This is a genomic window from Halorubrum saccharovorum DSM 1137 (assembly GCF_000337915.1).
Lineage (GTDB): Archaea > Halobacteriota > Halobacteria > Halobacteriales > Haloferacaceae > Halorubrum > Halorubrum saccharovorum.
In genome coordinates, this window is sequence record NZ_AOJE01000070.1 from 36,078 (window position 1) to 61,988 (window position 25,911).

Annotated in this window: 25 protein-coding genes and 1 tRNA gene; 11 read left to right on the forward strand and 15 right to left on the reverse strand. The window is 68.4% G+C overall.

From position 1 onward, the window contains the following. The first annotated feature begins 83 nt into the window (after positions 1-83). Positions 84-1,070 carry an NAD(P)-dependent oxidoreductase gene (locus C471_RS14540; protein WP_004050262.1) on the forward strand — a complete coding sequence of 329 codons (987 nt, stop codon included), beginning with the start codon at positions 84-86 and terminating at the stop codon, positions 1,068-1,070. Positions 1,071-1,103: 33 nt separating this feature from the next. On the opposite strand, the gene C471_RS14545 is transcribed toward C471_RS14540, so the two are convergent. Then, positions 1,104-2,285, reverse strand: coding sequence for a M24 family metallopeptidase (locus C471_RS14545; protein WP_004050264.1), 1,182 nt, complete (start codon positions 2,283-2,285; stop codon positions 1,104-1,106). Between the two features lie 228 nt (positions 2,286-2,513). On the opposite strand from C471_RS14545, the gene C471_RS14550 reads away from it, so the two are divergent. After that, the gene (locus tag C471_RS14550) at positions 2,514-4,181 is read left to right on the forward strand and encodes an aldehyde ferredoxin oxidoreductase family protein (RefSeq protein WP_004050266.1); all 1,668 of its coding nucleotides are present in this window, start codon (positions 2,514-2,516) and stop codon (positions 4,179-4,181) included. Between the two features lie 53 nt (positions 4,182-4,234). Here C471_RS14550 and C471_RS16700 read toward each other — a convergent pair whose 3' ends face one another. The 6 genes from C471_RS16700 to C471_RS14585 form a co-directional block, all read right to left on the reverse strand. Next, positions 4,235-4,957 carry an HU family DNA-binding protein gene (locus tag C471_RS16700; protein ID WP_004050268.1) on the reverse strand — a complete coding sequence of 241 codons (723 nt, stop codon included), beginning with the start codon at positions 4,955-4,957 and terminating at the stop codon, positions 4,235-4,237. A 161-nt stretch (positions 4,958-5,118) separates the two neighbouring features. Then, positions 5,119-6,480, reverse strand: a complete 1,362-nt coding sequence (locus C471_RS14565) for an aspartate aminotransferase family protein (protein ID WP_049909454.1) — start codon at positions 6,478-6,480, stop codon at positions 5,119-5,121. Between the two features lie 120 nt (positions 6,481-6,600). Continuing rightward, the gene (locus C471_RS14570; RefSeq protein ID WP_004050272.1) at positions 6,601-7,197 is read right to left on the reverse strand and encodes an NADPH-dependent FMN reductase; all 597 of its coding nucleotides are present in this window, start codon (positions 7,195-7,197) and stop codon (positions 6,601-6,603) included. Continuing rightward, a complete protein-coding gene (sfnG, locus tag C471_RS14575) occupies positions 7,198-8,346 on the reverse strand; it encodes a dimethylsulfone monooxygenase SfnG (RefSeq protein ID WP_004050274.1) in 1,149 nt (382 codons plus the stop codon). Between the two features lie 402 nt (positions 8,347-8,748). After that, positions 8,749-8,833: transfer RNA gene (locus C471_RS14580), tRNA-Leu, on the reverse strand. A 392-nt stretch (positions 8,834-9,225) separates the two neighbouring features. Continuing rightward, positions 9,226-9,924: an endonuclease III domain-containing protein gene (locus tag C471_RS14585; protein ID WP_004050276.1), complete on the reverse strand. Its 699-nt coding sequence runs from the start codon at positions 9,922-9,924 to the stop codon at positions 9,226-9,228. Between the two features lie 181 nt (positions 9,925-10,105). On the opposite strand from C471_RS14585, the gene C471_RS14590 reads away from it, so the two are divergent. The 3 genes from C471_RS14590 (at position 10,106) to C471_RS14600 (ending at position 11,175) form a co-directional block, all read left to right on the forward strand. Continuing rightward, the gene (locus C471_RS14590) at positions 10,106-10,414 is read left to right on the forward strand and encodes a hypothetical protein (RefSeq protein WP_004050278.1); all 309 of its coding nucleotides are present in this window, start codon (positions 10,106-10,108) and stop codon (positions 10,412-10,414) included. A 144-nt stretch (positions 10,415-10,558) separates the two neighbouring features. Then, positions 10,559-10,975 (forward strand): DUF2178 domain-containing protein, encoded by a 417-nt coding sequence (locus C471_RS14595; protein ID WP_004050285.1) that lies wholly within the window; start codon positions 10,559-10,561, stop codon positions 10,973-10,975. Next, positions 10,972-11,175 carry a helix-turn-helix transcriptional regulator gene (locus C471_RS14600; protein ID WP_004050288.1) on the forward strand — a complete coding sequence of 68 codons (204 nt, stop codon included), beginning with the start codon at positions 10,972-10,974 and terminating at the stop codon, positions 11,173-11,175. The genes C471_RS14595 and C471_RS14600 overlap by 4 nt, the downstream gene beginning before the upstream one ends. A 41-nt stretch (positions 11,176-11,216) precedes the next feature. On the opposite strand, the gene C471_RS14605 is transcribed toward C471_RS14600, so the two are convergent. Continuing rightward, complete coding sequence (locus C471_RS14605) at positions 11,217-11,900, reverse strand: DUF7509 family protein (protein WP_004050290.1); 684 nt, start codon at positions 11,898-11,900, stop codon at positions 11,217-11,219. 96 nt (positions 11,901-11,996) lie between these two features. Here C471_RS14605 and C471_RS14610 point away from each other — a divergent pair, with 96 nt between their 5' ends. Then, positions 11,997-12,383, forward strand: a complete 387-nt coding sequence (locus C471_RS14610; protein ID WP_004050292.1) for an ArsR/SmtB family transcription factor — start codon at positions 11,997-11,999, stop codon at positions 12,381-12,383. Between the two features lie 68 nt (positions 12,384-12,451). On the opposite strand, the gene C471_RS14615 is transcribed toward C471_RS14610, so the two are convergent. The 6 genes from C471_RS14615 to lonB all read right to left on the reverse strand — a co-directional run bounded on the left by C471_RS14615 (position 12,452) and on the right by lonB (position 18,483). Then, positions 12,452-13,090 carry a fibrillarin-like rRNA/tRNA 2'-O-methyltransferase gene (locus C471_RS14615; RefSeq protein WP_004050294.1) on the reverse strand — a complete coding sequence of 213 codons (639 nt, stop codon included), beginning with the start codon at positions 13,088-13,090 and terminating at the stop codon, positions 12,452-12,454. Beyond that, a complete protein-coding gene (locus C471_RS14620; protein WP_004050296.1) occupies positions 13,087-14,016 on the reverse strand; it encodes an NOP5/NOP56 family protein in 930 nt (309 codons plus the stop codon). The genes C471_RS14615 and C471_RS14620 overlap by 4 nt, the downstream gene beginning before the upstream one ends. Positions 14,017-14,099: 83 nt before the next feature. Next, entirely contained in the window at positions 14,100-14,363 is a 264-nt protein-coding gene (locus C471_RS14625) for a glycine zipper domain-containing protein (RefSeq protein WP_004050299.1), read from the reverse strand. Positions 14,364-14,456: 93 nt separating this feature from the next. After that, on the reverse strand, positions 14,457-15,239 hold the full coding sequence (locus C471_RS14630; protein WP_004050301.1) for a CBS pair associated ParBc domain-containing protein: 783 nt from the start codon (positions 15,237-15,239) through the stop codon (positions 14,457-14,459). 53 nt (positions 15,240-15,292) lie between these two features. Then, the gene (locus C471_RS14635) at positions 15,293-16,174 is read right to left on the reverse strand and encodes a CPBP family intramembrane glutamic endopeptidase (protein WP_004050302.1); all 882 of its coding nucleotides are present in this window, start codon (positions 16,172-16,174) and stop codon (positions 15,293-15,295) included. 23 nt (positions 16,175-16,197) lie between these two features. Then, on the reverse strand, positions 16,198-18,483 hold the full coding sequence (lonB, locus tag C471_RS14640) for an ATP-dependent protease LonB (RefSeq protein ID WP_004050303.1): 2,286 nt from the start codon (positions 18,481-18,483) through the stop codon (positions 16,198-16,200). Between the two features lie 170 nt (positions 18,484-18,653). On the opposite strand from lonB, the gene C471_RS14645 reads away from it, so the two are divergent. From C471_RS14645 to C471_RS14655, 3 genes are all read left to right on the forward strand, one after another. Further along, positions 18,654-19,184 (forward strand): nicotinamide-nucleotide adenylyltransferase, encoded by a 531-nt coding sequence (locus C471_RS14645; RefSeq protein WP_004050304.1) that lies wholly within the window; start codon positions 18,654-18,656, stop codon positions 19,182-19,184. Between the two features lie 67 nt (positions 19,185-19,251). Continuing rightward, on the forward strand, positions 19,252-20,085 hold the full coding sequence (locus C471_RS14650; protein WP_004050305.1) for an SAM hydrolase/SAM-dependent halogenase family protein: 834 nt from the start codon (positions 19,252-19,254) through the stop codon (positions 20,083-20,085). A gap of 236 nt (positions 20,086-20,321) precedes the next feature. Beyond that, the gene (locus C471_RS14655; RefSeq protein ID WP_004050306.1) at positions 20,322-21,350 is read left to right on the forward strand and encodes a DUF7504 family protein; all 1,029 of its coding nucleotides are present in this window, start codon (positions 20,322-20,324) and stop codon (positions 21,348-21,350) included. Positions 21,351-21,392: 42 nt separating this feature from the next. On the opposite strand, the gene C471_RS14660 is transcribed toward C471_RS14655, so the two are convergent. Then, positions 21,393-21,854, reverse strand: a complete 462-nt coding sequence (locus tag C471_RS14660) for a DUF5793 family protein (RefSeq protein ID WP_004050307.1) — start codon at positions 21,852-21,854, stop codon at positions 21,393-21,395. Between the two features lie 175 nt (positions 21,855-22,029). Between C471_RS14660 and C471_RS14665 the strand changes: the two genes are divergently transcribed. Next, entirely contained in the window at positions 22,030-23,691 is a 1,662-nt protein-coding gene (locus C471_RS14665; protein WP_004050308.1) for a type II/IV secretion system ATPase subunit, read from the forward strand. Beyond that, complete coding sequence (locus tag C471_RS14670) at positions 23,688-25,847, forward strand: type II secretion system F family protein (protein ID WP_004050309.1); 2,160 nt, start codon at positions 23,688-23,690, stop codon at positions 25,845-25,847. Before C471_RS14665 ends, C471_RS14670 begins: the two co-directional genes overlap by 4 nt. The last annotated feature ends 64 nt before the right edge of the window (positions 25,848-25,911 follow it).

Below are 25,911 nucleotides of genomic sequence, written 5' to 3' on the forward strand. Positions count from 1 at the left end.
GTCGTGTACAAGAGATACACAAAAGGCTAAGAACCACCCTCGTGATGATCCGCCAACGCGTCGTTTCGACGCGTCAACTACCCATGAGTGCACACCAGACCGCTGATCCCGATATCGTCGTGCTACGGGAGGGAACGGAGGGCCTGTCGATGGCGTCGTACGCGGACGCGCTCCGCGAGCGACTCCCGGACCGGACGGTCGCGCTCGCCCGGACGCCCGCCGAGGAGCGCGACCTCGTGCCGACGGCCCGCGCCGTGACCGGCATCACGATCGACGCCGACCTCCTCGACCGCGCCGACCGGCTGGAGCTGTTCGCGTGCACCTTCGCCGGCACCGACCACGTCCCGACCGACGCGCTGCGCGAGCACGGCGTGAGCGTGACGAACGCCGGGGGGATCCACGCGCCGGGCATCGCCGAGCAGGCGATCGCCAACATGCTCGTGTTCGCGCGCAATCTCCACGAGGGGTTCCGCCGGAAGTCGAACGGCGAGTGGCGCCACTTCCAGTCGCGCGAGTTCACCGACAGCACGGTCACCGTCGTGGGGCTCGGATCGATCGGCCAGGCGGTCGTCCAGCGGCTCGCGGGGTTCGAGGTGGAGACGATCGGGATCCGCTACACGCCCGAGAAGGGCGGCCCCACCGACGAGGTGCTCGGCTTCGACGACGACGACGTCCACGCGGCGCTCGCGCGGAGCGACTACGTCGTGCTCGCGTGCCCGCTCAACGACCTGACCCGAGGCCTGATCGGGGCGGCGGAGCTGGCGACGCTCCCGCCCGAGGCGGTCGTCGTCAACGCGGCCCGCGGCGGGCTCGTCGACACCGACGCCCTGGTGTCGGCGCTGCAGACCGAGGGGATCCGCGGCGCCGCGCTCGACGTCACGGACCCCGAGCCGCTCCCGCCGGACCACGTGCTCTGGGACTTAGAGAACTGCCTCATCACCCCGCACACCGGCGGCCACACGCCCAAACACTGGGACCGGCTGGCCGACATCGTCGCGAGCAACGTCGCGGCGCTCGACGGGGACGGCGAGTTGGAGAACGCGGTCGTCACCCCGGACGCGGACGGCTGATCGGAGGGGCGCGGTCGCCCGGGGAGGGCCCGCTCAGGCCGTGAACAGCTCGCGGGGGAACTCGGCCAGCGTCTCCGCGCCGGTCGAGGTGACTCGGAACGTCTCGCTGATCTCCATCCCGATCTCGTCGGTCCAGATGCCCGGGATCATGTGGAACGTCATGTTCTCCTGGAGGACGGTCTCGTCACCGGGGCGGATGCTCGCGGTGTGTTCGCCCCAGTCCGGCGGGTAGCCGAGTCCCATCGAGTAGCCGATTCGGTCCTCCTTTTCGAGCCCGTACCGCTCGATAGTGGTCCGCCACGCCTTCTCGACGGTCTCGCATTTGACGCCGGGCTCCGCGGCGTCGAGCGCCGCCTCCAGTCCCTCGACGACGATGTCCGCGGTCTCCCGCAGCTCGGCCGGCGGGTCGCCGACGAACGTCGTCCGCGCCAGCGGCGAGTGGTAGCGGTGCCGACAGCCGGAGAGCTCGATGATCACCGGGTCGCCGTCCTCGTACTCCCGGTCCGTCCACGTGAGGTGCGGGGTTCCGGTGTGGTCGCCCGACGGCATCAGCGGGACGATCGCCGGGTAGTCGCCGCCGAACTCGTCGGTCCCGTCGATCAGCTGCTGGTAGACGGCGGACGCGACCTCGTACTCCGGGATCCCCTCCCCGACGGCGTCGAGGCCGGCCCGCATCGCGTTCTCGGAGATCCGCGCGGCCTGCTCCATATACTCCAGCTCCCGGTCGGATTTCTTGATCCGGATCCAGCCGACGAGCAGCGTCGCGTCCGCGAACTCGGCGTCCGGGAGGTTCCCCTGCAGTCGGGTGTACGACTTCGCGGTGAAGTAGGCGGCGTCCATCTCCAAGCCGACGCGCCCGTCCGCGACCCCCAGCTCTTCGAGGACGCCGGCGACGTAGTCCATCGGATGGAGGTCGCGCGGCGACTGCACGTGGTCGTCGCTGTACGCGCGGATGCTCTCCTCGGCGAGGTGGGTCGTCGCCTGCGCGCCGTCGCCGTCCATGTCGCGGCCGATCCAGATCGGCTCGTCGCGGTCGGGCGTGACCACGACCGCCTGGTGGACGTAGAACGACCAGCCGTCGTAGCCGGTCAGGTAGTTCATGTTCGCCGGGTCGCTGACCACGATCGCGTCGAGGTTCCGCTCGCGCAACCGCTCTTTCGTCCGCGCCACCCGTCGCTCGTACTCGGTCTCGTCGAAGATATGTTCCCGTGGCATGGTAACAGGGCGTCTACAGAAGCGATCAGCCAGCAACAGCATAAAATTACCGTGTATATTAAAAACAGATACTGTGTACGATTTACGGCGCGGATCCGGAGAATCAGCGCGGTAGCGCTCCGTTACACAGCGGGGAGATACCTCGTAGGAGGCGTCGACAGGGCCCGAAAGCCTCAATCAGTTCCTCTTGGATCGGGGTTTTTGTATCGGGTCCGCGGATACGTACGCATGCTACACAGTGCCGGGCCGCTGCTGTCGATCGACGTCGGCGAGCGGACGACGACGGAAACCGACATCAGCGAGGTGCAGGAGCGATACATCGGCGGGCGAGGCGTAGGGACGCGGCTGGCGCACGAGCGGGTCCCGTTCGACGCGGACCCGCTCGGTCCAGAGAACCGCGCCGTGTTCACCACCGGGCCGATGCAGGCGTCCCAGATGAGCTTCACGGGGCGGACGAACTGCACCGCGCTCTCGCCGCTGACGGACGGCCTGCTCTCGTCGAACGCGGGCGGGTTCATGTCCCGTCACCTCGCGGCGACGGGGTACGGGGCGGTCGAGTTGGCCAGCGCGAGCGACGAACTGATCGCCGTCCACGTGCGCGACGACGGCGTCGAGTTCGAAGCCGTACCGGAGCTCGCGGGGGCGACCGTCTCGGAGACGACCGGCTACCTCGACGACGAACGCGCCATCTCCAGCGACCGGACGGCGGTGATCGGGCCGGCGGGCGAGAACGAGGTCCGGTTCGCGTCGATCATGACGACCGAGGAGCGCGCGTTCGGCCGCGGCGGGCTGGGGGCGGTCCTCGGCTCGAAGAACGTCAAGGCCCTAACCTTCGGCGGCGACTCGGCGCCCGAGATCGAGATCTCGGCGACCGCCAACGAGATCCACCGGGACGCCGCCACGGACGACCACATCATGAAAGAGCAGGGGACGGTGGCGGTGATGGACCTCGCCAACGAGATGGACGGGCTGCCGTCGTACTACTTCTCCGAGCGATCCTTCGAGGGCGTCGAGGGGATCAACGGCGCCGCCGTCGCGGAGAAGAAGTATAAGAAGGGGACCTGCTCTAGCTGCGCGTTCGCCTGCAAGCTCCCGACCCGCGACGAGGAGCGGGGCGTCGAGACAGAGGGCCCCGAGTTCGAGGTGGCGATGGCGTTCGGCTCGAACTCCGGGATCGACGACATCGTCGACGTGATGGAGTCGAACCGGCGCTGCGACGAGTACGGACTCGACGCCATCTCCACGGGGAACACGATCGCCGCGTACCTGGAGGCCGAAGACGAGTTCGGCAACCGCGAACTCATCTGGGACCTCGTCGACAAGATCGCCGAGCGCGACGGCGTGGGCGACCGGCTCGCGGAGGGGATCGGCCGGATCCACGACGACCTCGGCGTGGGGAACTGGTCGGTGAAGAACATGGACTTCGCGGCCCACGAGGGCCGGCTCCTCCACGGGCAGGCGCTCTCGTACGCGGTCGCGAACCGCGGCGCCGACCACATGTACGCGACCTTCTACTCGGTCGAGTATCCCCTCGTCGAGGAGGAAGAGGCGATGGAGCCCGCGGGGTTCGAGGGGAAGGCCGAGCGCCTCGTCCAGCGCGAGAACCTGATGGCGCTCAACGACAGCGGCGTCGTCTGCAAGTTCTCCCGCGACTTCATGACGCCCGAGCGCTACGAGCTCCTCTTCGACGCCGAGTTCGAGGAGCTGCTCGCGGCGGGCGCGCGGACCGTGACTCTGGAGCGGCACTTCAACAACCGGCGCGGCATCGACGGCGACGACGACCGCCTCCCCTACGAGGACGAACTCCCCGGCCTCGACGACGCCATCGACTCCTACTACGAGATCCGCGGGTGGGACGACGACGGCACGGTCCCCGACTCGGCGCTGCCGGCGTGAGGCAAACGCGCCGCTCGAACTCGGTGCAGTGACGCCCGTCGAACTCCCGTCGTTCAGTTCACTGCCTTGGAGAGCTCGGCACCCGCCTTGAACCTGACCACGTTCTTCGCCGCGGCCTGGATCTTCTTCCCGGTCTGGGGGTTGCGTCCGGTCCGGGCGGACCGCTTCGAGATACTGAACGTGCCGAACGCCTCATCTCCTCCCTCCTCGCCCAACGACAACCGATCACCCTTCTTCAGGGCTTTCGTCGTCGTGTCGATGAACGCCTCGAGCGCCCGCTTCGCGTCCCTCTCGGATAATCCCTCGTCCGAGTCGCCTCGCGTTTCACGCGCGACGTACGCCGCGTCGATCACCACGTCGGCGTCCCGACACTTGGCGCTGGCCTCGTCGCCCCGACCGGGGTTGAGATCGAGCGCGGCCGCGAACTCCGGACACCAGTCGAACGTCACCGGCGAGTCGTCCGCAGGTCCGTTGACGGACCGCGGATTCCGCCCCGTTCGCGCGGAGCGCTTCGAGATGCTGAACGAGCCGAACCCGATCAGTGCGGCGCTGTCGCCACTCTTCAGGGCCTCCGTCGCCGCGCCGGTGAACGCGTCCAGCGCCGCCTTCGCGTCCGACTTGCTCAGTTCGGCCTCGCTCGCCATGGACTCGATGAGCTCCGCTTTGTTCATCGCCGCCGCCTGCCCCGTCGTCGTCAGCAGGGCCAGTCCGAGCGACGTCGAGAGGATAGCGCTCCTCCGCAGTACGATTCGCCGCGAGAGTTCATTTTGAGACATGATACCTTTACTTACAGTCTTCTATCGCTCGGTGAAGATATAAACCTACTGTAAATTCTGCTTCGTATATATTTTCGGGCGTGGGTTCTGACCGAAAGCGCCCGCGGACCGCGATCGAAACGGAGATGCCGATATCGGTGGTTGAGCGGCACCGAGCGGGGTTACTCGGCGGTCGCGTCGATCGCGTCCGCGATGACCTCGGTCCCGACCTCCGCCTGCCGCTGGGTCAGGACGAGCGGCGGGAGCAGTCGGATGACGTTGCCGTACTGGCCGGCCGTCCAGACGAGGACGCCGCGCTCGTAGCAGTACTGCTGGATCGCCTCGACGCGGTCGTCGTCCGGGTCGCCGCTCGCGTCGACGAACTCGGCGCCGACGAACAGCCCCTTCCCGCGGACCTGGCCGAGCCCCGGGTCGCCCTCGCCCGCGTCGCGGAGGCGGGCGCGGATCCACGCGCCGACCTCGGTCGCGTGGTCGAGTAAGTCGTGCGACTGGATGTACTCGATCGCGCGCAGCCCGCCGACCATCGCGGGAACGTGTCCGCGGTAGGTCCCGGCGTGGTCGCCCGACCCCCACGTGTCCAGGTCCTCGTGATACAGCGTTCCCGACAGCGGCTGACCGTTGCCGCCGAGCGCCTTCGCGGTCGTCATCACGTCCGGCGTCACGTCGTAGTGATCGGACGCCCACCACTCGCCGGTGCGCCCCATCCCGACCTGGATCTCGTCGAACACCAGCGGGAGGTCGTTCTCGTCGGCGATCTCGCGCAGCCCCGAGAGGAACCCCTCGGGCGGGACGACGACGCCACCCTCGCCCTGGATGGGCTCGACGAAGATACCGGCCGGGTCCGTGAGACCGCCGTACGGCTCCTCGACGATCGCCCTGACCTCTTCGAGCGCGCGGTCGACCGACTCCTCGGGGCTACGACCCTCCCGAAACGGGTACGGGAAGGGCGCGTGGACCACGTCGGGCAAGAGCGGCGCGTACGGCTTCTTGAACTTCTTGTTCGACGTGATGCTCATCGCCCCGGTCGTCGCTCCGTGGTAGGAGTTCCGAAACGCGAGCAGCCCGTTCCCGCCCGTGTTGTACTTCGCGAGCTTGATCGACGCCTCGATCGCGTCGCTGCCGGTGGGGCCGCCGAAGACGAACCGGCTGTTGCCGGCGAGGCTCCCGGGGGCGATCTCGTCGAGCTTGTCGATGAGGTCGAGCCGGGGCTCCGTCGGGAAGTCGACCGAGTGCGTGAGCTTGTCGATCTGTTCGTGGACGCCCTCGTTGACGTACGGGTTCGCGTGGCCGACGTTGTACACGCCGATGCCGGCGAAAAAGTCGAGAAACAGGTTCCCGTCGGCGTCTTTGAGGGTCGCACCGCGCCCCTCCTCGAACGCGAGCGGGATGTCGTTCGGGTACGCGACCGCGCTGCTGTCGATCGCCTCCTGTCTGTCGAGGAGGCGCCGCGAGTTCGGACCGGGGACTTGGTCGACGCTCGGCTCCTCCGCGAAGTGCAATTCGTGGATCGGCGGTCCAGCCATAGCCCAACCGATACGACACGCCCACATATGGTTGGTGCAACCAGCAATCAATGACGTGATATACGGAATCCGTTTCCGAACTGGCGTGAGTTCGGCCTTCAGTATCGGGATCGATTCGAGTCAGATCGCGGGCCCGAGCGACCCGAGCGCCTCCGACTCGTCGATCGCGGCCGCCAGATCGACGGTCGCCTCGCCGAGCAGTTCGAGTCGCTCGCGGAGGTCGGCGTCGACGAGCTCGCCGTCGTCGAAGTCGTCGCCGCTCGCGTACGTCGCGCCCCCCACGGCGTGAGCCCCGAAGAACGCGAACGCCGGGCGGAGCTCCTGATCGACCGCGAGGAAGTGGTGGTCCGTCGCGCCGGTCGCGACGAGTCCGACCGCCGCGTTCTCGAAGGGGGCCACGTCCCCCTGCCACTGGTCGCGCGGCACCATGTCGAGGAGGTTCTTGAGCGCGCCCGAGTACGACCCGCGATAGACCGGGGTGCCGACGACGTAGGCGTCGGCCTCGACGATCAGGTCGAGCGCGGCGGCGGTGTCGCCCTCGTAGTTGTCGATCCCGCGACCGTCAGCCGTGTCCAGGTCGTAGTCGGCGAGGTGGAGCACGTCGGTCTCGACGCCGTCTCGGTCGGCCGCCGCGTCCAGCGCGACCTCGACCGCGGTCCGCGTCCGGGAGTCGGCGGAGACGCTGCCGACGATCCCGAGAAGCGTTCTGTCGGTCATCTACCGGGCCACCTTCGCGCCGCCGATCTCCTCGATCTCGTCGACCGCGTCGACCGCCTCGGGGTCGAGCGGGTCCGCCTCGTCGATCGCCGGGATGATCGTCTCGCCGAAGCGTTCGAGCTCCTTCTCGAAGTCGAGGAACCCCGCGAGGACGATGTCGATCCCGATCGCGTCCAGCTTCCGGATCCGCTCGACGATCTGGTCGTCGGTCCCGATGAGTCCGGTCTTGAACCCGTCGTTGTACTGGACGAGATCCTCGAAGTCCGAGTCGGCCCACATCCCCTCGCCTTCCTCGGACGACTGGCCGGCCTCCTTCACCTGGTCTTTGAACGCATCGACCGCCTCGTCGGTGGCGTTCTCGATGATCCCCTCCAAGACCTCCTTGGCCTCCGCTTCGGTGTCGCGCTGGATGACGAACGCGTTCGCGGCGAACCGCGGCGGCTCCGTGCCGAACTCCGCGGCGTACTCCTCGACGTCGTCGATGACGGCGCGGATCTCCTGGAGGCTGCCCCCGTTGATGAACAGCACGTCCGCGTGTCTCGCGGCCATCTCGCGGGCCGCCTGCGAGTTCCCGCCCTGGAACACCTGCGGGTACGGATCTTGGATCGGTTTGGGCTCCATCGGCGCGCCCTCGAACCCCTCGATGTCCTTCCCGATCGTGTAGAACCGCCCGTCGTAGGTCGCGCGCTCCTCGGTCCACAGCGCCTGCAGCACCTCGATGAACTCCGACGAGCGGGCGTACCGCTCGTCGTGTTCGAGCCACGGCTGGCCGAACCCGGTGAACTCGCCTTTGAACCAGCCGGAGACGACGTTGATCGAAAACCGCCCGTCGCTGATGCGGTCGGCCGTCGAGATGAAGTTCGCCAGCGGGCCGGGCTCCCACAGCCCGGGGTGGACCGCGCCGATCACGTGCAGCTCGTCGGTCTGCGCGGCGAGCGCGTTGGCGATCGACAGCGCCTCCAACTGCTTGTCCGCGCCGTAGCTCCCGAAGAAGCGCGCCTGCGCGAGCGCGTAGTCGAACCCGACCGACTCCGCCGTGCGGGCGAGATCGAGGTTGTAGTCGTACGTCCAGTCCGTCTCCGTCTCCCAGTCCGAGACGACCAGCCCGCCGCTGACGTTCGGCACCCAGTACGCGAATTCGGTGTCCATACCCGCTCATCCACCCGGATCGACTTAATCAGGCCCGCTACGGCCAACTCTGTCGGGGTTCTCCGATAGCGGTCGTGTTTGTGCGGGAACCTCGGAAGCGGCAAGTGTTGTGCGAGTGGCGCGGATCGATCCGGGGAACCGTCGCCTTCCATCGCCGCCTGCAGAAGCATGCGCGGGACCGGATTCGAACCGGAACCAGACGTGCTCGCTTCGCTGCGCGCGTCTGGTAGGGTTCGAATCCTCGTCGAAATGCCTCTCCTCGCGAATTGCTCGGAGAGATATGCGCGGGACCGGATTCGAACCGGAGGAAGACGTGCTCACTCGCTCCGCTCGTCGCGCGCGACTTCCAGGATTCAAATCCGCACCTGCTCTCTCGCTCAGTCGCTACGCTCCTTCGCTCAGTGCGCGGGACCGGATTCGAACCGGCGGACCCCTACGGGATAGCGTCCTAAGCGCTACGCCTTTGGCCTGGCTCGGCAACCCGCGCGCGACCGAGCGTAGGCGAAACCGACTCAAGAACCTGACGAACCGACGACGGCGACCGTGCGATAACTGCGGCGGCGCGTGCCGCCGAGCGCCCGAAGGGCACGAGGTGCACGCGCGAGGGAGTCGGCCGGCGCTTGTAAGCGCCGGCCGACGAGGCTGGGGAGGCGTGAGGCTGTGCGGTGCGGGGCGGGACTCAAAGGGGCAGTCGCGAGGGCGAAGCACGGCGACGTAAGTACCGCAGCGAGTGAGCGGAGCGAACGAGTGAGGAACGCCACGAGCCGCGCGAGTCCTCGCGACTGGGGCTTTGGAGGTCTTCGCCGTCGATCCACAGTTACCAATTACGCACTGCCGAGTGGGTGGGGCTTTGAAGATGTACGTCGCCGATCCCACGTCTCAACAGTACTCGCAGTCGCAGTACGCCTCACACACCGGGTTGTCGCAGTCGGCGCCGCGGGCCGAGCAGTGCTCGCGACCGTGCCGGATCAACAGGACGTGGAGCGGGTAGGTTAGCTCGTCGGGGACCAGCGCGTCGAGCGCGTCGTGCGCCGCCTGATTCGACGCCGACTCCGGCACCAACCCGAACCGCTTGGAGACGCGCTCGACGTGGGTGTCGACCGCCATCGTCGGCTTCCCGAAGTGGAAGTTCAACACGACGCTGGCGGTCTTCGGCCCCACGCCCTTGATCTCGGTGAGCCACGCCTTCGCGTCGTCGGTCGCCATCGCGTCGAGGAACGCCAGCGAGTACGCCCCGCCGGTCTCCTCGCGGATGGCGGCCAGCGCGCGCTGGATCCGGGCGGCCTTCTGGTCGGCGAGCCCCGCCACCCGGATCGTCTCTCTCAGCTCCTCGTGGTCCGCGGCCTCGATCGCCGCGAAGTCGTCGTACCGTTCAAAGAGCGCCTCCGCGGCCCGGCTCGTGTTCGCGTCGGCGACGTTCTGCGAGAGGATCGTCGTCACCAGCTGGCGGACCCCCTCGCCGGGGTCGGCGGTCGGATCGGCGCCGTGCTCGGCGACGCGGTCCACCGGCTCGTACAGCGACACCAGATCGTCGTGGAGCTCGCGGACCCGCGATTCGGTCCACGCGTGCGTCGACATACCCGTCGTACGGACGGCGCGGACTTGAGGGCGACGACCGGGAGGAGGCGTGGCCAGCTCGCGCTCTCCGTCGCCCCGGGATCCCCGACTCGCCTCGTATCTCCGATCGCCCCGGGATCCCCGACTCGACTCGCCTCTCCCCCGCGCGATCTTTTTAAACTGGTGCGCCTAACTGCAGGCCATGTACCGCGCGAGCGATCGCGTCGACAACGCGGCGTGGATCGACCGGCTCGACGACGCGTGCGCGACGCTCGACCTCGACGAGGAGACGCTGTCGACGGCGACGGATCTCTTCCTGTCGCGCGCCCCCGACGACGACCGCGGGAAGCGCGTCGTCGCGGCCGCCAGCCTCTACGCCGCCGCGCTGATCCGCGGCCAAGAGCGGTCGCAGTCCGCCGTCGCCGACGCGATGGACGTCTCCAGGCTCTCGGTGCAGAAGCGCTGGAAGCCGATTCTGGAAGACGCCGGCTTCTCACCGCCGACGTGGTGAGTCCGCCGAGAACGCCTCCCGACCGCTTTTAACGCCCTGTTCCGCCCCGATCCGCCATCGGCGATAGATTTATTAGCAAACGTAAAGGATGCTTTACTGTAAAGCGAGCTTTACAACCAGATCGCGCTCGCTTTACGCGCAATCATGAGCGAACGCACCACCCCCGCGACGACGCGGCCCTCCACCCGAAAACGGTACAAACGCATCGCCTACGCACTGCTCGGCGCCGGTATCGCGGCGCTGTTCGTCGCCGTCGCCCTCGATCGGTTCGTCCTCGGCGTCGCCCTCTACTGGGCCGGCGGCCTCGGGATGGGGCTCGTCCAGCGATTCAGCCCCGTGGACCTGTACGACGAGCGCGACACCACTATCGAGCGCAAGGCCAGCGAGAGCACGATGAACGTCTTCGCGTACGTGTTCATCCTCGGCGCGCCCGGCGGGCTCGTGTTAGAGGAGAGCGGGATCGTCACGCTCCCGGGCGAATTCTACGGCGCGATGTGGACCCTCTTCGCGGTGTCCGCCGTGTTCGGCGCGTTCGTCCTCTACTACAAGTACCGGACATGAGAAACGACATCCCCGACAGACGCGCGGAGACCGGCGAGAGCCAGGCCGACCTCGCCGCCGCCGTCGGCGTCACCCGCCAGACGATCAACGCGATCGAACGCGAACGCTACGACCCCTCGCTGGAGCTCGCCTTCGATCTGGCCGCCCACTTCGGCTGCCGGATCGAGGACCTGTTCGATCCCACGGCGGAGGACCGCTGAGGGATCTCGGAGGCGCGCCGCCGCGTCCGCGGTACTTCTCTTTATAATGGAATAACGTACGATTCGACGAAGTCGATGAGCTTCTCTTCCAGCTCGTCTCGATCGACGAAATACCGGAAACGCAGACTGTAGGCGTCGTCCATCTCGTCGATCGACGCGCTGCTGAATTTCGGCTCGTACGTCTTTCGCCCCCCGCCGCTTCGTTCGGCTTCAGAGAAGATGCAGAACGTCCGCGGGTCTCGTCTGGCTGCGTCGGTGTCTCGTAGGCTGAAGTGCTCCGGAACTGCGCCCGCTTCGGCACCTGCACCGGTCGTGAGCCCCGCTTTCGTGAAGACGAACGCGTTCCCGTCACTCGCCGTCGCGAACGCGACCGACTGGTCGATCACCGCCATGCCGGGTTCCGCGAGCTCTTCGGTTGTGACCTCTTGCTTCGTCGGAATCTCAACGTCGCTCGCGATGAAAAGCGCTGCTTGCGTCTCTGCCGAGACCGCCCGACAGATCGATCTGAGTGTGGCCTGAATCGCATCCGGAGCCGCGTCGTCACTCTCGGGAGCGAGCGGATCCGGTGGCAACGGGTACTCGTCGTCGGGATAGAGATACGACGGGTCCAGCAGCCGATACGGACCCATCAGGAAGACGAGTGCGTCGGAGGCGTCCGCCCACGGAACGGATCCGACGATGATCTCTCGGATCGGCGTGTCCTGGTACGTTCGAAGGCCGGTCATCGTGTCCGGTCTCGGTGCCGCTTCGATTATCAATACTGCCCACCGTTCTTCTTAACGACGATTAAGTATATCCGTCTCGCCGACGAACACACGCGTATGAGCGAACGGGAAGCGGAAGTCACCGACCGGAGCGAAGCCGCGAACGCCCGTCCGGAGGGGTACAGGCGAGTAGAATCGGAGCTGCTCGACGGGTCGCTCGACCTCGATCGGGAGAGCGAGCGACTCAAGGCGATGGGCGAGCCGACCAGATTCACGCTCTTGTACCTCCTCTCCCGGGAGGGTCAGATCGAGAGCGGCGAGCTCGCAGACGCCCTCGATCGCCGTCAAAACGACCTGTACCATCACCTCAACACCCTCGAAGACGCGGGCCTCGTCGGGAAATTCCGGGACGGAAAGGCTCGGGTGTACGAGCTGTCGCCGCTCGCGGAGGCGTTCGTGCCGCAGCTGTTCGAGGCGATCGGCGAGCGAGCCGAAGCGGTATAAGGTCGAGCCGCGTTGACACTCCCCGACGTACTCACCCCGCCGCCGCGACGCCTCCGCTACCGCGCACCCTATCGCGGCGTCGCCACGACGCCGAGGTGGTCCTCGTGGAACCGGTCGAGCCGCTGCGTCTCCAAGATCTCGTAGGCCTCCCGGAGCCGATCGAGCGCGCTCTCGAACACGGTTTCGGGATCCGCCGTCACGTCCTCGCTGCGCGCCTTGATCGCGAGCAGCAGCCGCCCGTCGTCAGCGAGGAACTGGCGGTTCCGGACCGCGACCTCCGCCTGCCCGCGCGTCGCCACGTCCTGGACGATGGCGTCCACGTCGCTCTCGACGACGTGCGCGTACCGGTTCGGCGTCCGGGCGTCCTTCAACAGCGGGAACAGCCGGTCGCGGGGCTCGGCCGCCTCGACGAGGTCCCGTGCCGGGCGCGGCGCGAACTCCACCGCGTACGTCGGCCCCGCGAAGTCGGCGACGTGGCTGACCGTCGTCCCGCTGGCGGCGCCGAGGTACAGCACCGTCTCGCCGCCCGAGAGCCCCGTCTCGACCCCGAGCTCGAACATCCCGCCGAGCTTCGAGCGACCGGCGTCCCACGCGCGCCACCCGTCCGCGGTCGGCTCGCCGTACACCGGCGGACCGCGGGTCGCCAGCCGGGTCTCCCCGTTTATCTCGCGGCGCTCGACGCCCGCCGGTAGGTCGGGAGCGCTCATGCGTCGCCCTCCGCGTCGGTGTCGCTGCCCCCGCCATCGCTCCCGCTACCGTCGCCCCCCTCTTCCGCCCGCGCCCGGATCGTCGCCATTCGCTCGCGGAGCTCCTCGTGGAGCGTCTCGCGGCGTTCGCCCGAGTAGTGGTCCACCCGGGCCGCGAGCGTGAGCTTGCCCGCGAGCGCTCGCGCGGCCGATCCGCGATCCTCCGGGCGGGTGTTCCGCACGTACTCGTGCGTGTAGATGATCCCGTGTTTCGGCGAGGGAGCGCGCCCGGCGAGGTGGGCGAACAACGCCTCTTCGGCGCCGAGCACCTGCACGGTCCCGGAGGGCTTCTTCGCGAGCGACTCCAGCCCCCCCGCGAGCGCGATCAGCCGAGCCGCGAGCTCCGGGCCGGCCATCTCGGTGAGATTCGGCGCCACCGCCGGCGCGGTCCGCTCGATCGTCTCGGCGAGCGCGTCGCGCTCCGCGGCGAGGTCGGCGACGCGCGCCGCGAGCGAGACGGCGCGCCGCTCCAGTTCGCCGTCCGGCTCGCGCTCTGCCACGGCGCGAGCGCCCTCGATCCCCGGTTCGGCGTCGTCGAAGAGGCTCCCCGCCCACTCGGCGGCGCGCTCGGCCAGCTCGTTGGCGGTGCGCTCGCAGTCGTCCATCGCCCGCACCGCGTGGACGAGCTGTCTGTCGTCGGCGCGCTCGCGCTCGCGGACCGCCTCGCGGGTCGCCGCAACGGACGCGTCGTGGAGCCGGTCGTAGTAGTCGTCGCGCGAGTCGGCGAAGCCGGACTCGACCGCGAGGCCGGGCCAGTCGTCCGGCTCGTCGGCCTCGCCGTCGACGATTCGGACGCGGAGCGTCCCCTCGTCGCCCGTCGCCTCGGAGCCGGGGGGCGAACCGCCCGCGAACCAGCCCGCGCCCGCGTTGTCGTCGGTGTCGGTCATTGCCCGTGGCTACTCCGGCCGGTCGTATAGGCGTTCCCGAAACGGCTTCGGGACGCTCCGCGCGAAAAGGGGAACCGCTGCGGCTACTCGTCGGCCAGTTCGATCGTCGCGCCCGCGTCGTCGGATTCGTCGGATCCGTCCGCGTCGTCCGATCCCGAGCGGAACTCCGCGAAGACGCCGTCGGCGCCGCTTCGCAGGTCCGCGAGCGTCGCGCCCGCGAGCCCGCCGAGCGCACCGCCGGTACTCGCCGCGTTTCGGCTGACCAATCCACCGACTGCGGCGCCGACCGCCGCCCCGACCGCCGCGTACTTCGCTCGGGACAGCGCGCCCTTGATCTTGGATCGCATACACGTCACTTCGCTGCGAGCTCTCAAAAACCTGTCGTCGCCGTGAGGACGGAAGATGACGGCCGAAGAGAAAGCTCGGGGCCGCGGGCGCGGTCACTGCAGTCGCTTCGTGGTCTCCACGAGGGGATGGCGCGCGTAGTCGACGATCTCGATATCGGTGATATCGTCGAGCCCCTCCTTCTCGGCGGTTTTGGCCATCCCGAGGTCGACGGGACGGTCGGTGACGATCACGTACGCGTCCATCTCATCGATCCCGGCCTCGTGGGCCGCCATCACACGGTGGTGACCGTCGGCGAGGTGGAGCTCCCCGCCGTTGTCGATGACGACGAGTGGCTCCGCTAGCCCGCGCTCCAGCTCGTACTTCCGCCCCTCTAGTTCGTCGGCGTAGACTCGGGCCTGCGTCGGCGTGAGATTGGTGAGCTCCACCTCGCGGCGCTCCTCCGAGAGCCCGACGCCGTGGATCTGTTCGAGCGTCCGCATCAGCTTTCCCACCTTGCTCGGGGTGGCGCGCTCGATCTGCGAGCGGACCACGTCCGTGTTCGAGATGATCCCCACGAGGTTGTCGGCGTCGTCGACGACCGGGAGGCGCTGGATCCCGGACCGGAGGATGACGCGCGCGGCGTCGGTCACCTTCATGTCCGGGTGCGCCACGATGAGGTCGTCGGACATCACGGTGAAGACGGGGGCCTCGTCGCCCGCGAGCAGGAGGTCGGCCGCCGAGACGAACCCCTCGACCGTCCGCCCCTGCGTGACGGGGAACCCGTTGTGACCGTCGCTCTCGGCCATGCGTCGCGCGACCGTCTCCACCGTCTCGTCGGGGCTCACGGTCTCGACGTCGCGGGTCATGTACTCGCCGACGGTCGGTTTTCCGCTCATCGTCCGTGGTTGACGCCGGCGGAGTAAAAAGGGGCGGGAGGCGGGGGGTTCCGTCACCCCGTCTCCGGGGCCGAGGGAACGGCCCCCGAGCGCTCGTGTGCGACGAACTCCAGCGCGTTGACGACGTAGTGCGCGACGGCGACCGCGAGGAGGCTCCCGGTGGCGACGAACAGGCCCGCGAGCGCGACCCCGAGCCCCCCGGCGACGACGACGCCGAGCCGCCCCTGCGCGCCGTGTCCGAGCGCGAACGCGACCGACGACGCGGCGACGAGGAACCACGGCTCGACCGCGAAGCCGACAGACAGTGCGCCGATCAGCGCGCCGCGGAACAGCGCCTCCTCGAAGGCGGCGACGACCGGGAGGACGACGGCGAGCAGTAGCGCCCACTCGCCGGCGTCGGTCGGGGCCATCGCCTCGCGGAGCCGCGTCGAGGGCGCGGCGCCGGCCCGAGCGCCCAGCCACGCGGCCGCCTCGTTGCCGGCGGCGAGGACGATTCCCGCGCCGACGCCGAGAGCGAGGTGTCCGGGGAGTTCGAGAGGACCGAGCGTCGACGATCCGAGCGTCGGGTGCCCGCCGATCCCGAACGCCGACGCCGGTACCGTGGCCCACCACCCGATCGCGACGAGAACCGCCAGCGCGATCGCCTGCGTGGCGGCCGCGTTGGCCAGCAACAGGCGCGTCGTGAGGACCGGCTGATCGCGTCGGACCGCGTCGGGCGACGGGGCGGCGTCGCTGTCAGCATCGGCGTTTCCATCGCGGTCGCCGTCATCGACTTCGTCGCGGTCACCGTCACCGACTTCGTCGCGGTCGGCCACGTCGCTCCGCGCATCGACGAGCCGAGCGCTCTCCAGCGCTCGCCGTGAACGACGGGTGAGAACCAAAAGCAGCAGCGTCAGGGCGACGGTCGCGGTCGCGAACGTCGCCCAGTCGGGCATCGGTGTTGGTGAGAGTGGCTACCCTACTGCGGGCTCGGGCTGGAAGGACCGGAGACGCTCCCCTCCTTCAGCGCCGAGCCGGTGATCGACTTGAGCCGGGAGACGAGCGAGTCCTTCTCGGCTTCGCCCTCTAAGGCGATGTCGAGGACCTCGCTGATGTGCGAGACCGGGATGACCTCGATCATGTCCTCGTACTCGTCTTCGATCATCACGTCCTGCTCGTTCGCCTGCGGGATGATGACCCGGGTGCAGCCGGCCTTCGCGGCCGCCTCGATCTTGTGGGTGACGCCGCCGACCGGGAGCACGTCGCCCCGGACCGACAGCGAGCCCGTCATCGCGAGGCTCTGGTCGACGCCCACGTCCTCTAACGCGGAGATGACGGCGGTCGCGACCGTGATGGACGCGCTATCCCCGTCGACGCCCTGCTGGCCCGCCTGCACGAACTGGATGTGGATGTCCATCTCCGAGATGTTCTCGTCGGAGAACTTCTTGATGATGGCGGAGACGTTCGACACCGACTCCTGGGCCATCTCCTTCAGCTGCCCCGTGGCGATCACTTCGCCGGGGCCCTGCGAGGGCGCGACCTCGGCCATCACCGGGAGCATGATCCCGGAGTCCTCGCCCATCACGGCGAGGCCGTTGACGCGGCCGACGACGTAGCCGTCGGAGACCTGCAGCTCGTAGTCCTTCCGGCGCTCGATGAAGTCGTCCGCGAGCTGCTGCTCGATGGAGCGCGAGCGCCCCTTCGCCTGCAGCACGTGGTCGCGGGTGGTCAGCTCGGCGTCCTCGCCGCGGGCGATGTCGCCGGCGACGCGGACGAGCCCGCCGAGGTTCCGGAACAGGAGAGTGAGGTGGCCCTTCCGGCCCGAGCGGCGCTTGGCCTCGAGGATGACCTCCTCGACGGCCTCGGCCGTGAACTCCGGCAGGCGGCCGTCCTTCGCGACCTCCTGGGCGATGAACCGGACGTACTTCCGGCGCATCTCCGGGGTGTCCTCGATGGTGTCCTCCATGTACACCTCGTAGCCGTACCCCTTGATACGGGAGCGCAGCGCCGGGTGCATGTTCTCCATCGCGTCGAGGTTCCCGGCCGCGATCATGACGAAGTCGGTCGGGACGGGCTCGGTCTGGACCATCGCGCCCGAGGAGCGCTCGGACTGGCCCGTGATCGAGAACTCGCCCTCCTGAATCGCCGTCATGAGGTGCTGCTGGCTGCGGATGTCCAGCGTGTTGATCTCGTCGATGAACAGCACGCCCTTGTTCGCCTTGTGGATGGCCCCGGCCTCGACGCGGTCGTGGCTGGGCGTCTCCATCCCGCCGGACTGGAACGGGTCGTGCCGCACGTCGCCGAGCAGCGCGCCGGCGTGTGCGCCGGTCGCGTCGCGGAACGGCGCCGTCTTCGTGTCGCCGTTGTTCACCAGCAGGTTCGGGATCATCGCGTCCGACCCGCGGTTCAGGTAGCGGAAGACCAGGTAGACGACCCCGGCGGCGATAATGCCGACGAGGATCTGGCCGACGATGATGAGCGCGTAGCCCAGCACGACGGCGATGATGATCCACATCAACAGCGACCGCATCTGGTTGCGCTTGCGCGCCTCCTCGCGGTGCGCGTCGACGATCTGGTCGCCCTTCCCGGCGGGGACCGTCCGGACCTTCGGCTTGTTGCCGTCGTCCGGGTTGTGGTAGACGAGCACGTCCTGGAGCTCCTCTTTCGGGAGCAGCTCGGACATCGCCTTCGCCAGCATCGACTTCCCGGTCCCGGGCGAGCCGATCATCATCACGTGGCGGCGCTGCTTGGCCGCCTTGATGATCACGTCGCGGGCGTGCTCCTGCCCGATGACCTGATCGACGAGCCGGTCGGGAATCTCGAGTTCGGCCGTCGTGTCGATCTTGAGCCCGCCGAGGAGGTCGTCCTCGTCGGGGTCCTCGTCGATCTCGGCGCCCTCGACCTCGACGGTGCTGCCGAGCTCGTCGATGCCGCCGCCCTCGTTTGCTTCGGTGACACCCTCGGGGGTGGCGCCGTTCGCTTCCTCGCGGCCCGTGTCGGCGCCGTCCGGCCCGGGGTCGTCGACGACGACTCCGTCGTCCCAGATCTCGTCGGGCTCGGCGGGCTCGTCGGCGACCGCCTCCTCCTCGGAAGCCGAGTCGCCGGCGCCGTCGGGCTCGTCGACGCCGTCGTCCGCCGGCGCGCGGGCGCCGTCGTCGCGGGCGTCCTCGCCGTTCCCCGTCGGGTCCGCGGCCCCGACGCCGGACTCGTCCGGCTCGTCGGGGTCCTCGGTCGGCGGGTCGTTCGCGTCCTTTTCGTTGCTCATAGAATCGGGGTTCGCTACGAAAAACGAAGGGTCGGCAACTGATATACTTTCTCCCCGCGGCCGATCGGTGCAAAATCAGAAAAACGCCCCCGATACGCCCCACAGACGCCGAAATTGTCCGAAAGCGGTTCCCACGAGGTTTATAAACAAGGCTCCCGCAACGTGGATCCATGCGCGGGTTCTACATCGGGCGGTATCAGCCGTTTCACGACGGCCACCGACACATGGTCGAGGAGATCGCGGCCGAGGTCGACGAGCTCGTCCTCGGGATCGGATCGGCCGGCGACTCTCACACGACCCGAAACCCGTTCACGGCCGGCGAGCGCGTGATGATGGTGACGAAGGCCGTCGAAGAGCTCGACGTGACCACCTACGTCGTCCCGATCGAGGACCTCGAGCGCAACTCCGTGTGGGTGAGCCACGTCCAGAGCATGACCCCGCGGTTCGACGTGGCGTACTCTAACAACCCCCTCGTCGTCCGGCTGTTCGAAGAGGCCGGCGTCGAGGTCCGCGGCTCCCCGATGTTCCGCCGCGACGTGTTGGAGGGGACCGAACTCCGCGAGCGTATGATCCACGGCCGCGACTGGGAGGCGCTGGTCCCCGAGACCGTCGTCGACGTGATCGAGGAGATCGACGGCGTTGAGCGCATCCGCCGGATCGCGGAGACCGACACGAACGGCGACGCGCCCTCCGACGCGTAGCCGACAGCCGCCCACCGTCGAGTTCGGCCACCCGCCTTTTAAGAACGAGCCGCACTGCGGATCGCTCATGATCACGCTGACCTCGGACTTCGGGTCGCCGTACCCCGCCGCGATGAAGGGAGTGATCCGCCGGCACACGGACGCCGAGATGATCGACGTCGCTCACGACCTCCCCCGGGGGGACCCGCGGGCGGCCGCCTTCTGGCTCCGCTTCGTGCTCTCGGAGTTTCCGCCGGCCGTCCACTGCGCGGTGATCGATCCGGGCGTCGGCACCGACCGAGACGCCTTGGTCGTCCGGGCCGGATCGCACGTGCTCGTCGCCCCCGACAACGGGCTCGCGATGCCGCCGGCCCGAGCGCTCGCTGGGGAGGAGGGAGGGGAAGCGATCGAGGCGTTCGTCGTCGACGTCGACGAGCCGGCGAGCGAGACGTTCCACGGCCGCGACGTATTCGCGCCGGTCGCGGCCCGGATTCGGGCGGCGCTCGACGGCGGTCCGGCGGCGTCGACCCCGGCGGAGGTCTCCGAGGCGCTCGCGTCGATGGAGGACGTTTCGCCGGCAACGGACCCGGTCGACCTCGACTTCCCCGAGCCGACCGTGGAGCGCGACGACGGGAGGGACCCGGTCGCCGTCGACGGCGAGGTGCTCGCGATCGACCGGTTCGGCAACGTGGTCACCAACGTCCCGGGAGGGCTGATCCGCGGCCGCGACTGGGTCCGGATCAACGGGGACCTCACCCCGGTCGCCGAGACGTTCGGCGCGGTCGACCCGGGCGACCGGCTCGTCACCGTCGGGAGCCACGGCTACGTCGAGTGCGACGTGAACGACGGGCGCGGCGACGGCGCGTTCGACCTCCGACCCGGTGATGAGGTGCGGATCGTCGCCGACAACGTGAGCTTGTAGCACGGCGGCTCCGTCGACCCTCCGTCGGGGACCGAGCCGTTACAGAGACGGCTGTTCGACGATCGATGTCTCCTCCTCCGTAACCGAGGGACGTGACAGAGATTGAGAGATGCGTGACAGAGATTGAGAGATGCGTGACAGAGATCGAGAGATAGACATCGTTTCACCCGCGATCTGTGGTAGCAAAATATAGAATAGACGACAACTTTATGACAGTCAGTTACCGAAAGGCGGCAGTGACCGATCCGTCTCTCGCGCTCAGCAATCAGATCGGTAGGGCGTCGTCCGTTCTCCTTCTCGCTCCGTTACACGAATCTCCCGACGACAGCGCCTGTATCGACCTGTTGGCTCGCGATCCGGCCGTCGAGACCAACGTCTTGAGCGTCACTCTCTCGGCGTCACCAACGGAGCGGCTGTCGATCTGGCAGCGCGAGGCCGGCAGCGAACTCCCGACACGGGCAACGATCGTCGACGCGCGGCAGAGTATGACGAAAGAGCGGCTTCCGGCCTCCGGAGAGGGACCGATCTCCGTACGGCGGGTTCCCGAGAACGCGACCCTCCACGACATCGGCCTCGTCATCGCCAACCAGCTCGGTGCGTGGAGCGACACCGACGAAACGACGGCCATGTGTCTCCACTCGGTGACGGCGCTGCTCGCAACCTACAGCCCCGAGCGAGTGATCGACCTTATCACCTCCCTCAACGACCTCTGCGAGCATCTCGGCGTGATCGCTCACCACCATGTCGATCCGGACGAACACGGCGAAGAGACGGTGGCGATGCTTCGGCCGCTGTACGACGCGGTGGTGGAGTACACTCCGGCCGACGGCTGGATCCCGACGGTGAGTGAGAGAACGGGGACGGCACCGACGTTCCGTTCGACGGTGCCCCCACCCGGCGGAGCGGCAAAGACGGACCCGGCCCGCCCCGAAACGGTACCGATGCGGTACTCCTTCGATACGATACTGGACCTACTGTCGTCCGCGCGCCGGCGCACGCTGCTGTACAACTTGAAGAACCGGCCGAGCGAGGAGATTCCGCTCGATCGGCTGGTCGAGGAAGTCCACGACCTCGATCGAGCACTCCCGATCCGAGACGCATCGCCGCCCGAGGAGATCCGGACCGAACTTGTCCAGACGCACCTCCCGAAGCTCCGAGAGGCGGGGATCGTCCGGTATGACGCCGACGCTGGAACGGTCCACTACACGGCGAATCAGGGGCTGGAATCCCTTCTCCGGTACATCGAGACGATCGAGTTGGGGTGACCGACCGCCCTCAAAACAGCGGAATAGACGGCTGACGCGCGGTCACAGCTCGACGCCCGACGGGATCAGACTCTCGTTGCGCAGGAGGTTCCCCTCGTGGTCGTACACGAGGAAGGTGTCTTTGTCGTAGCTGACGAGCCGCTTGCCCTCGACGTCGATCTCGACTCGGTAGTGGGCGTCCTCGTCGCCCGCCGAGTCGCGCGCGGCGCGGATGAAGGGGAGCACGTCCGTGGCCGTCTCGTTGAGTTCGAGGACGAAATCCCCGGTGTAGCGGTTCGTCACGCCGACCACGCCCTCCGGGTCGTCCGCGGTCGAGAGGGGTTCGCGGAGTCGGAACGCCACGTCGACGTCGTCGGCGTCGAGGAGGTCGCCGTCGGTCCCCGAGAGCCGGTCGCGGAGGAGCCCGTCCGGTCCGTGGAAGTCGATACGAACCAGCGGCGTCGCCGGCTGGTCGGGGTCGTCGTCGACGCCCTCGACGGTCAACTCGAAGTAGTCACGCCGCATTGCCTGTCCGGTACTTTGCGGTCGTCCCGTATGAACGTAACGGGCCGACCGGTGACGGAGCCGGCCGACGTGGGGGACCGGCCACGGCGACGCGCGCGACGCCTCCCCGATGTCGCCGCTGATAATCGCCGGGGGGATTTTAAACCGTCACGGCGCATACGGCTCCGTAACGACGATGGCGAGTGACGCACGCGAGGATGACGCCGAGGACCACATCGAGGCCCTCCGGCGACGGCTCTCGCGGACGTGGGAGGTGCTTCGTGGGTCCGACATCGACGTTCGGCCTTTCAGGCCGGGCGCGGACGGCCCGCTTTCCGACTTCGCGATCCCCGACGGCGAACGCGAGGTCGACCGGTACTGGGTGAACGCGCCGTACGCGTACGTCGTGATCACGTACGACGACGCGGAGAGCGAACACCGGTACTACGCGGTCGAGCCGGACCTCGACCGGTTCGAGCGCGACCTCCTCGAGCGCGTCGTCGACGACATCCGGGACCCGCTTTTGTACCGCGAGGGGACCGGGCGGACCGACGAGGAGACCCTCAGGGTCGAGCTGGAAGAGCTGTTGGAGGGATACGGCGTCGACATCGAGATGGACACGTTCCACGCGCTCTCGTACTACCTCTACCGCGACTTCCGCGGTTACGGGAAGGTCGACCCGCTCCTCAACGACCGCCACATCGAGGACATCTCCTGTGACGGCTACGACCTCCCGATCTTCGTCTACCACGACGACTACACCGACATCGAGACCAACGTCTCGTTCGGGGAGTCGGAGCTCGACAACTACGTGATCCGCCTCGCCCAGCAGTCCGGGCGCCACATCTCCGTCGGCGACCCCATGGTGGAGACGACGCTGCCGGACGGGTCGCGCGCGGAGCTCGCGCTCGGCGAGGAGGTGACGCCGCGCGGCTCCGCGTTCACCATCCGCCAGTACGCCGAGGACCCGTTCACGCCGATCGATCTGGTGGAGTACGGCACGTTCTCGGTCGAGCAGATGGCGTACTTCTGGCTCTGTATCGAGCACAACAAGAGCCTCATCTTCGCGGGCGGCACCGCCTCCGGGAAGACCACCTCGATGAACGCGGTGTCGATGTTCGTCCCGCCGCGCGCGAAGGTGCTCACCATCGAGGACACCCGCGAGCTCTCCTTATACCACGACAACTGGCTCTCGTCGGTCACCCGCGAGCGCCGCTACGAGGGCGCCGACATCGACATGTACGACCTGCTCCGGTCCGCGCTGCGCCACCGCCCCGAGTACATCGTGGTCGGCGAGGTCCGCGGCGAGGAGGCGATCACCCTGTTCCAGGCGATGAACACGGGCCACACCACCTTCTCGACGATGCACGCCGACTCGATCGAGACGGTGATCAACCGGCTGGAGAACGAGCCGATCAACGTCCCGCGCGCGATGGTCCAGTCGCTCGACATGCTGTCGATCCAGACGCTGACCCGCTCGGGCGACCAGCGCGTCCGACGCGCGAAGACGATCGGCGAGATCGGCGGGATCGACCAGCGCACCGGGGAGCTCGACTACTCCTCGGCGTTCGAGTGGGACGCCGAGACCGACGAGTTCCGCCGGAACGACTCGTCGCTCATGGAGGAGATCGCCGACGAGCGCGGCTGGTCCCGGTCGGAGCTACTTCGCGAGGTCCGGCGGCGCGAGCGCTTCCTCGAACTGCTCCGCGCGCTCGGCGTCACCGACTACCGGGCGTTCACCGCCCTCGTCAACGAGTACTACGCCGACCCCGAGCGCGTGATGGAACGGCTCGAAGACCGGAGCGACGGGGCCAAGGGAGAGGGCGACGACGGCCTCGAACCGCAGAGCGACCGATGATCGCGTACCTCCCCCTGATCGCCGCGCTCGGGTGCTGTCTGGCGCTGCTGTTGCCCGCGGTCGTCGACAGGGCGGATCTGGTCGTCACCCGCATCGCACTGTCGCTTTTCGGCAGCTACGTCGGCGAGGAGGGGCCGCGACGCCGGCGCCAGCGCGACCTGATGCGCGCCGCCCACATCGCGGGCACGCACCGGACGTACGCCGCCAAGACGCTCCTGTACGCCGGCGTGCTCGGCGTCGCCGGCAGCGTCATCGGCGTGTACGCCGCGGCCGGCCTCCTCTCGGCGCTCGACGTGAGCGAGACGGCCCTGCGAGAGACGCTTCCCGCGTCGCTCGGATTCGTCGCGGAGGTGACTCGATTCACGGAGGTCGGACTTCCGACGGTGTTCCTCCTGCTGACGTTGGCGTCGGCGACGCTCGGCTCCGCGCTCGCGATCGGGACGTACTACGGTCGGTGGGAGCTGCTCGACCAGCGCGCCCACGCCCGGGGGACGGAGATCGACGCCACCCTTCCCCGTACCGTCGCGTTCATGTACGCGCTCTCGCGGTCGGGGATGCCGTTCCCGCGCGTCATGGACACTCTCGCGGAGAACGAGGCGGTGTACGGCGAGGCGGCGACGGAGCTGTCGGTCGCCGTCCGCGACATGAACGCCTTCGGGACCGACGCGCTCACCGCGCTTCAGCGCACCTCCCGGCGCACTCCCAGCGACGACCTGGCCGACTTCGCGGAGAACCTCGCGTCCGTGCTGGGCACCGGTCAGCCCATCTCGGCGTTCCTCAGCGACCAGTACGAGCTGTATCAGGAGGAGGCCGAGGCGAAACAGCAGCAGTACCTCGAACTGCTCTCGACGTTCGCGGAGGCGTACGTCACCGCCTTAGTCGCCGGCCCGCTGTTCTTCATCACCATCCTCGTCGTGATCGGGCTCGTGTTGGAGGACACCCTTCCCCTGTTGCGCGCCGTGGTCTACCTCGGCGTGCCGCTGGCGACGTTCGGGTTCGTGGTCTACGTCGACAGCGTCACCCAGGGCGTCGGCGGCACCGAGACCGTCGACCTCTCCGACGCGATCGAAGAGGAGCCGGCGGCGGGAGACGCCGGCGGCACCGGCGTCGCGGGCGACGCGGTGCGGGCCGACGGCCGCCCGCAGGCCGACGGCGGCGTGACGCGCGGGCCGTCCGCGCGCGACCGGTGGGCGGCGAGCCGCGAGCGCCTCCGGGCGTACGACCGGGTCCGGACGCTGCGGCGGTGGGTCGCGTCGCCGGTCGAGAGCGTGCTCGACCGGCCGTCCACGGTGTTTCTCCTCTCCGTCCCGCTCGCGGTCGTCGGCCTGCTCGTGACCGCGTTCCCGATCACCCTCGGACCGCCGACCGAGATGGTCGCGCAGGTCGAGACGCCGATCGTCGCCGCGACCGCGCTCGTGCTCGCGAGCTACGCCGTCGTCTACGAGGCGCGCAAGCGCGGAGTCCGAGCGATCGAGTCGGCGGTCCCCGACCTCCTGGACCGGCTCGCCAGCGTCAACGAGGCGGGCACCTCCGTGGTCGGGAGCGTCCGGCGCGTCGCGGACTCGAACCTGGAGGCGCTCACGGAGGACCTGAAGCGCACCCGACGCGACATCGACTGGGGGGCAGACGTGGCCACCGCCCTCCAGCGGCTGGAGAGACGGGTCCGGTCACCGATGACCTCGCGGGCGGTCGCGCTGATCACGAACGCGATGCGCGCCAGCGGCGACATCGGCCCCGTACTCCGGATCGCGGCCGACGAGGCGCGCGCGACGTGGTCGCTCCGCCGGGAGCGACAGCAAGTAATGTTAACGTATCTTATCGTGATCTACATCTCCTTCCTCGTGTTCCTGGGCATCATCGCCTCGCTGTCGGCGTCGTTCATCCCCGCGATCGAGGAGGCGGCGATTTCCGGCTCCGGCGCCGCCGGCGACCTCCCGGGCGCGACGGGCGGTCCCACGGGGATCACCGAGGGGCTCGGGGACATCGACGCGAGCGCCTACGAGCAGCTGTTCTTCCACGCCGCCGCGATACAGGCGGTCTGCTCCGGGATCGTCGCCGGCCAACTCGGCGAGGGATCGGTCAGGGACGGCGCGAAACACGTCGTCGTCCTGCTCGTGTTGACGCTCGCCGCGTTCCTCGTCATCGACATGGTGTGAGTTCCCGTCGGGCGAGCGGCGGCGCCGTCGCCGCGGCCACCGGACCTAAATCGGTCCGGAACGA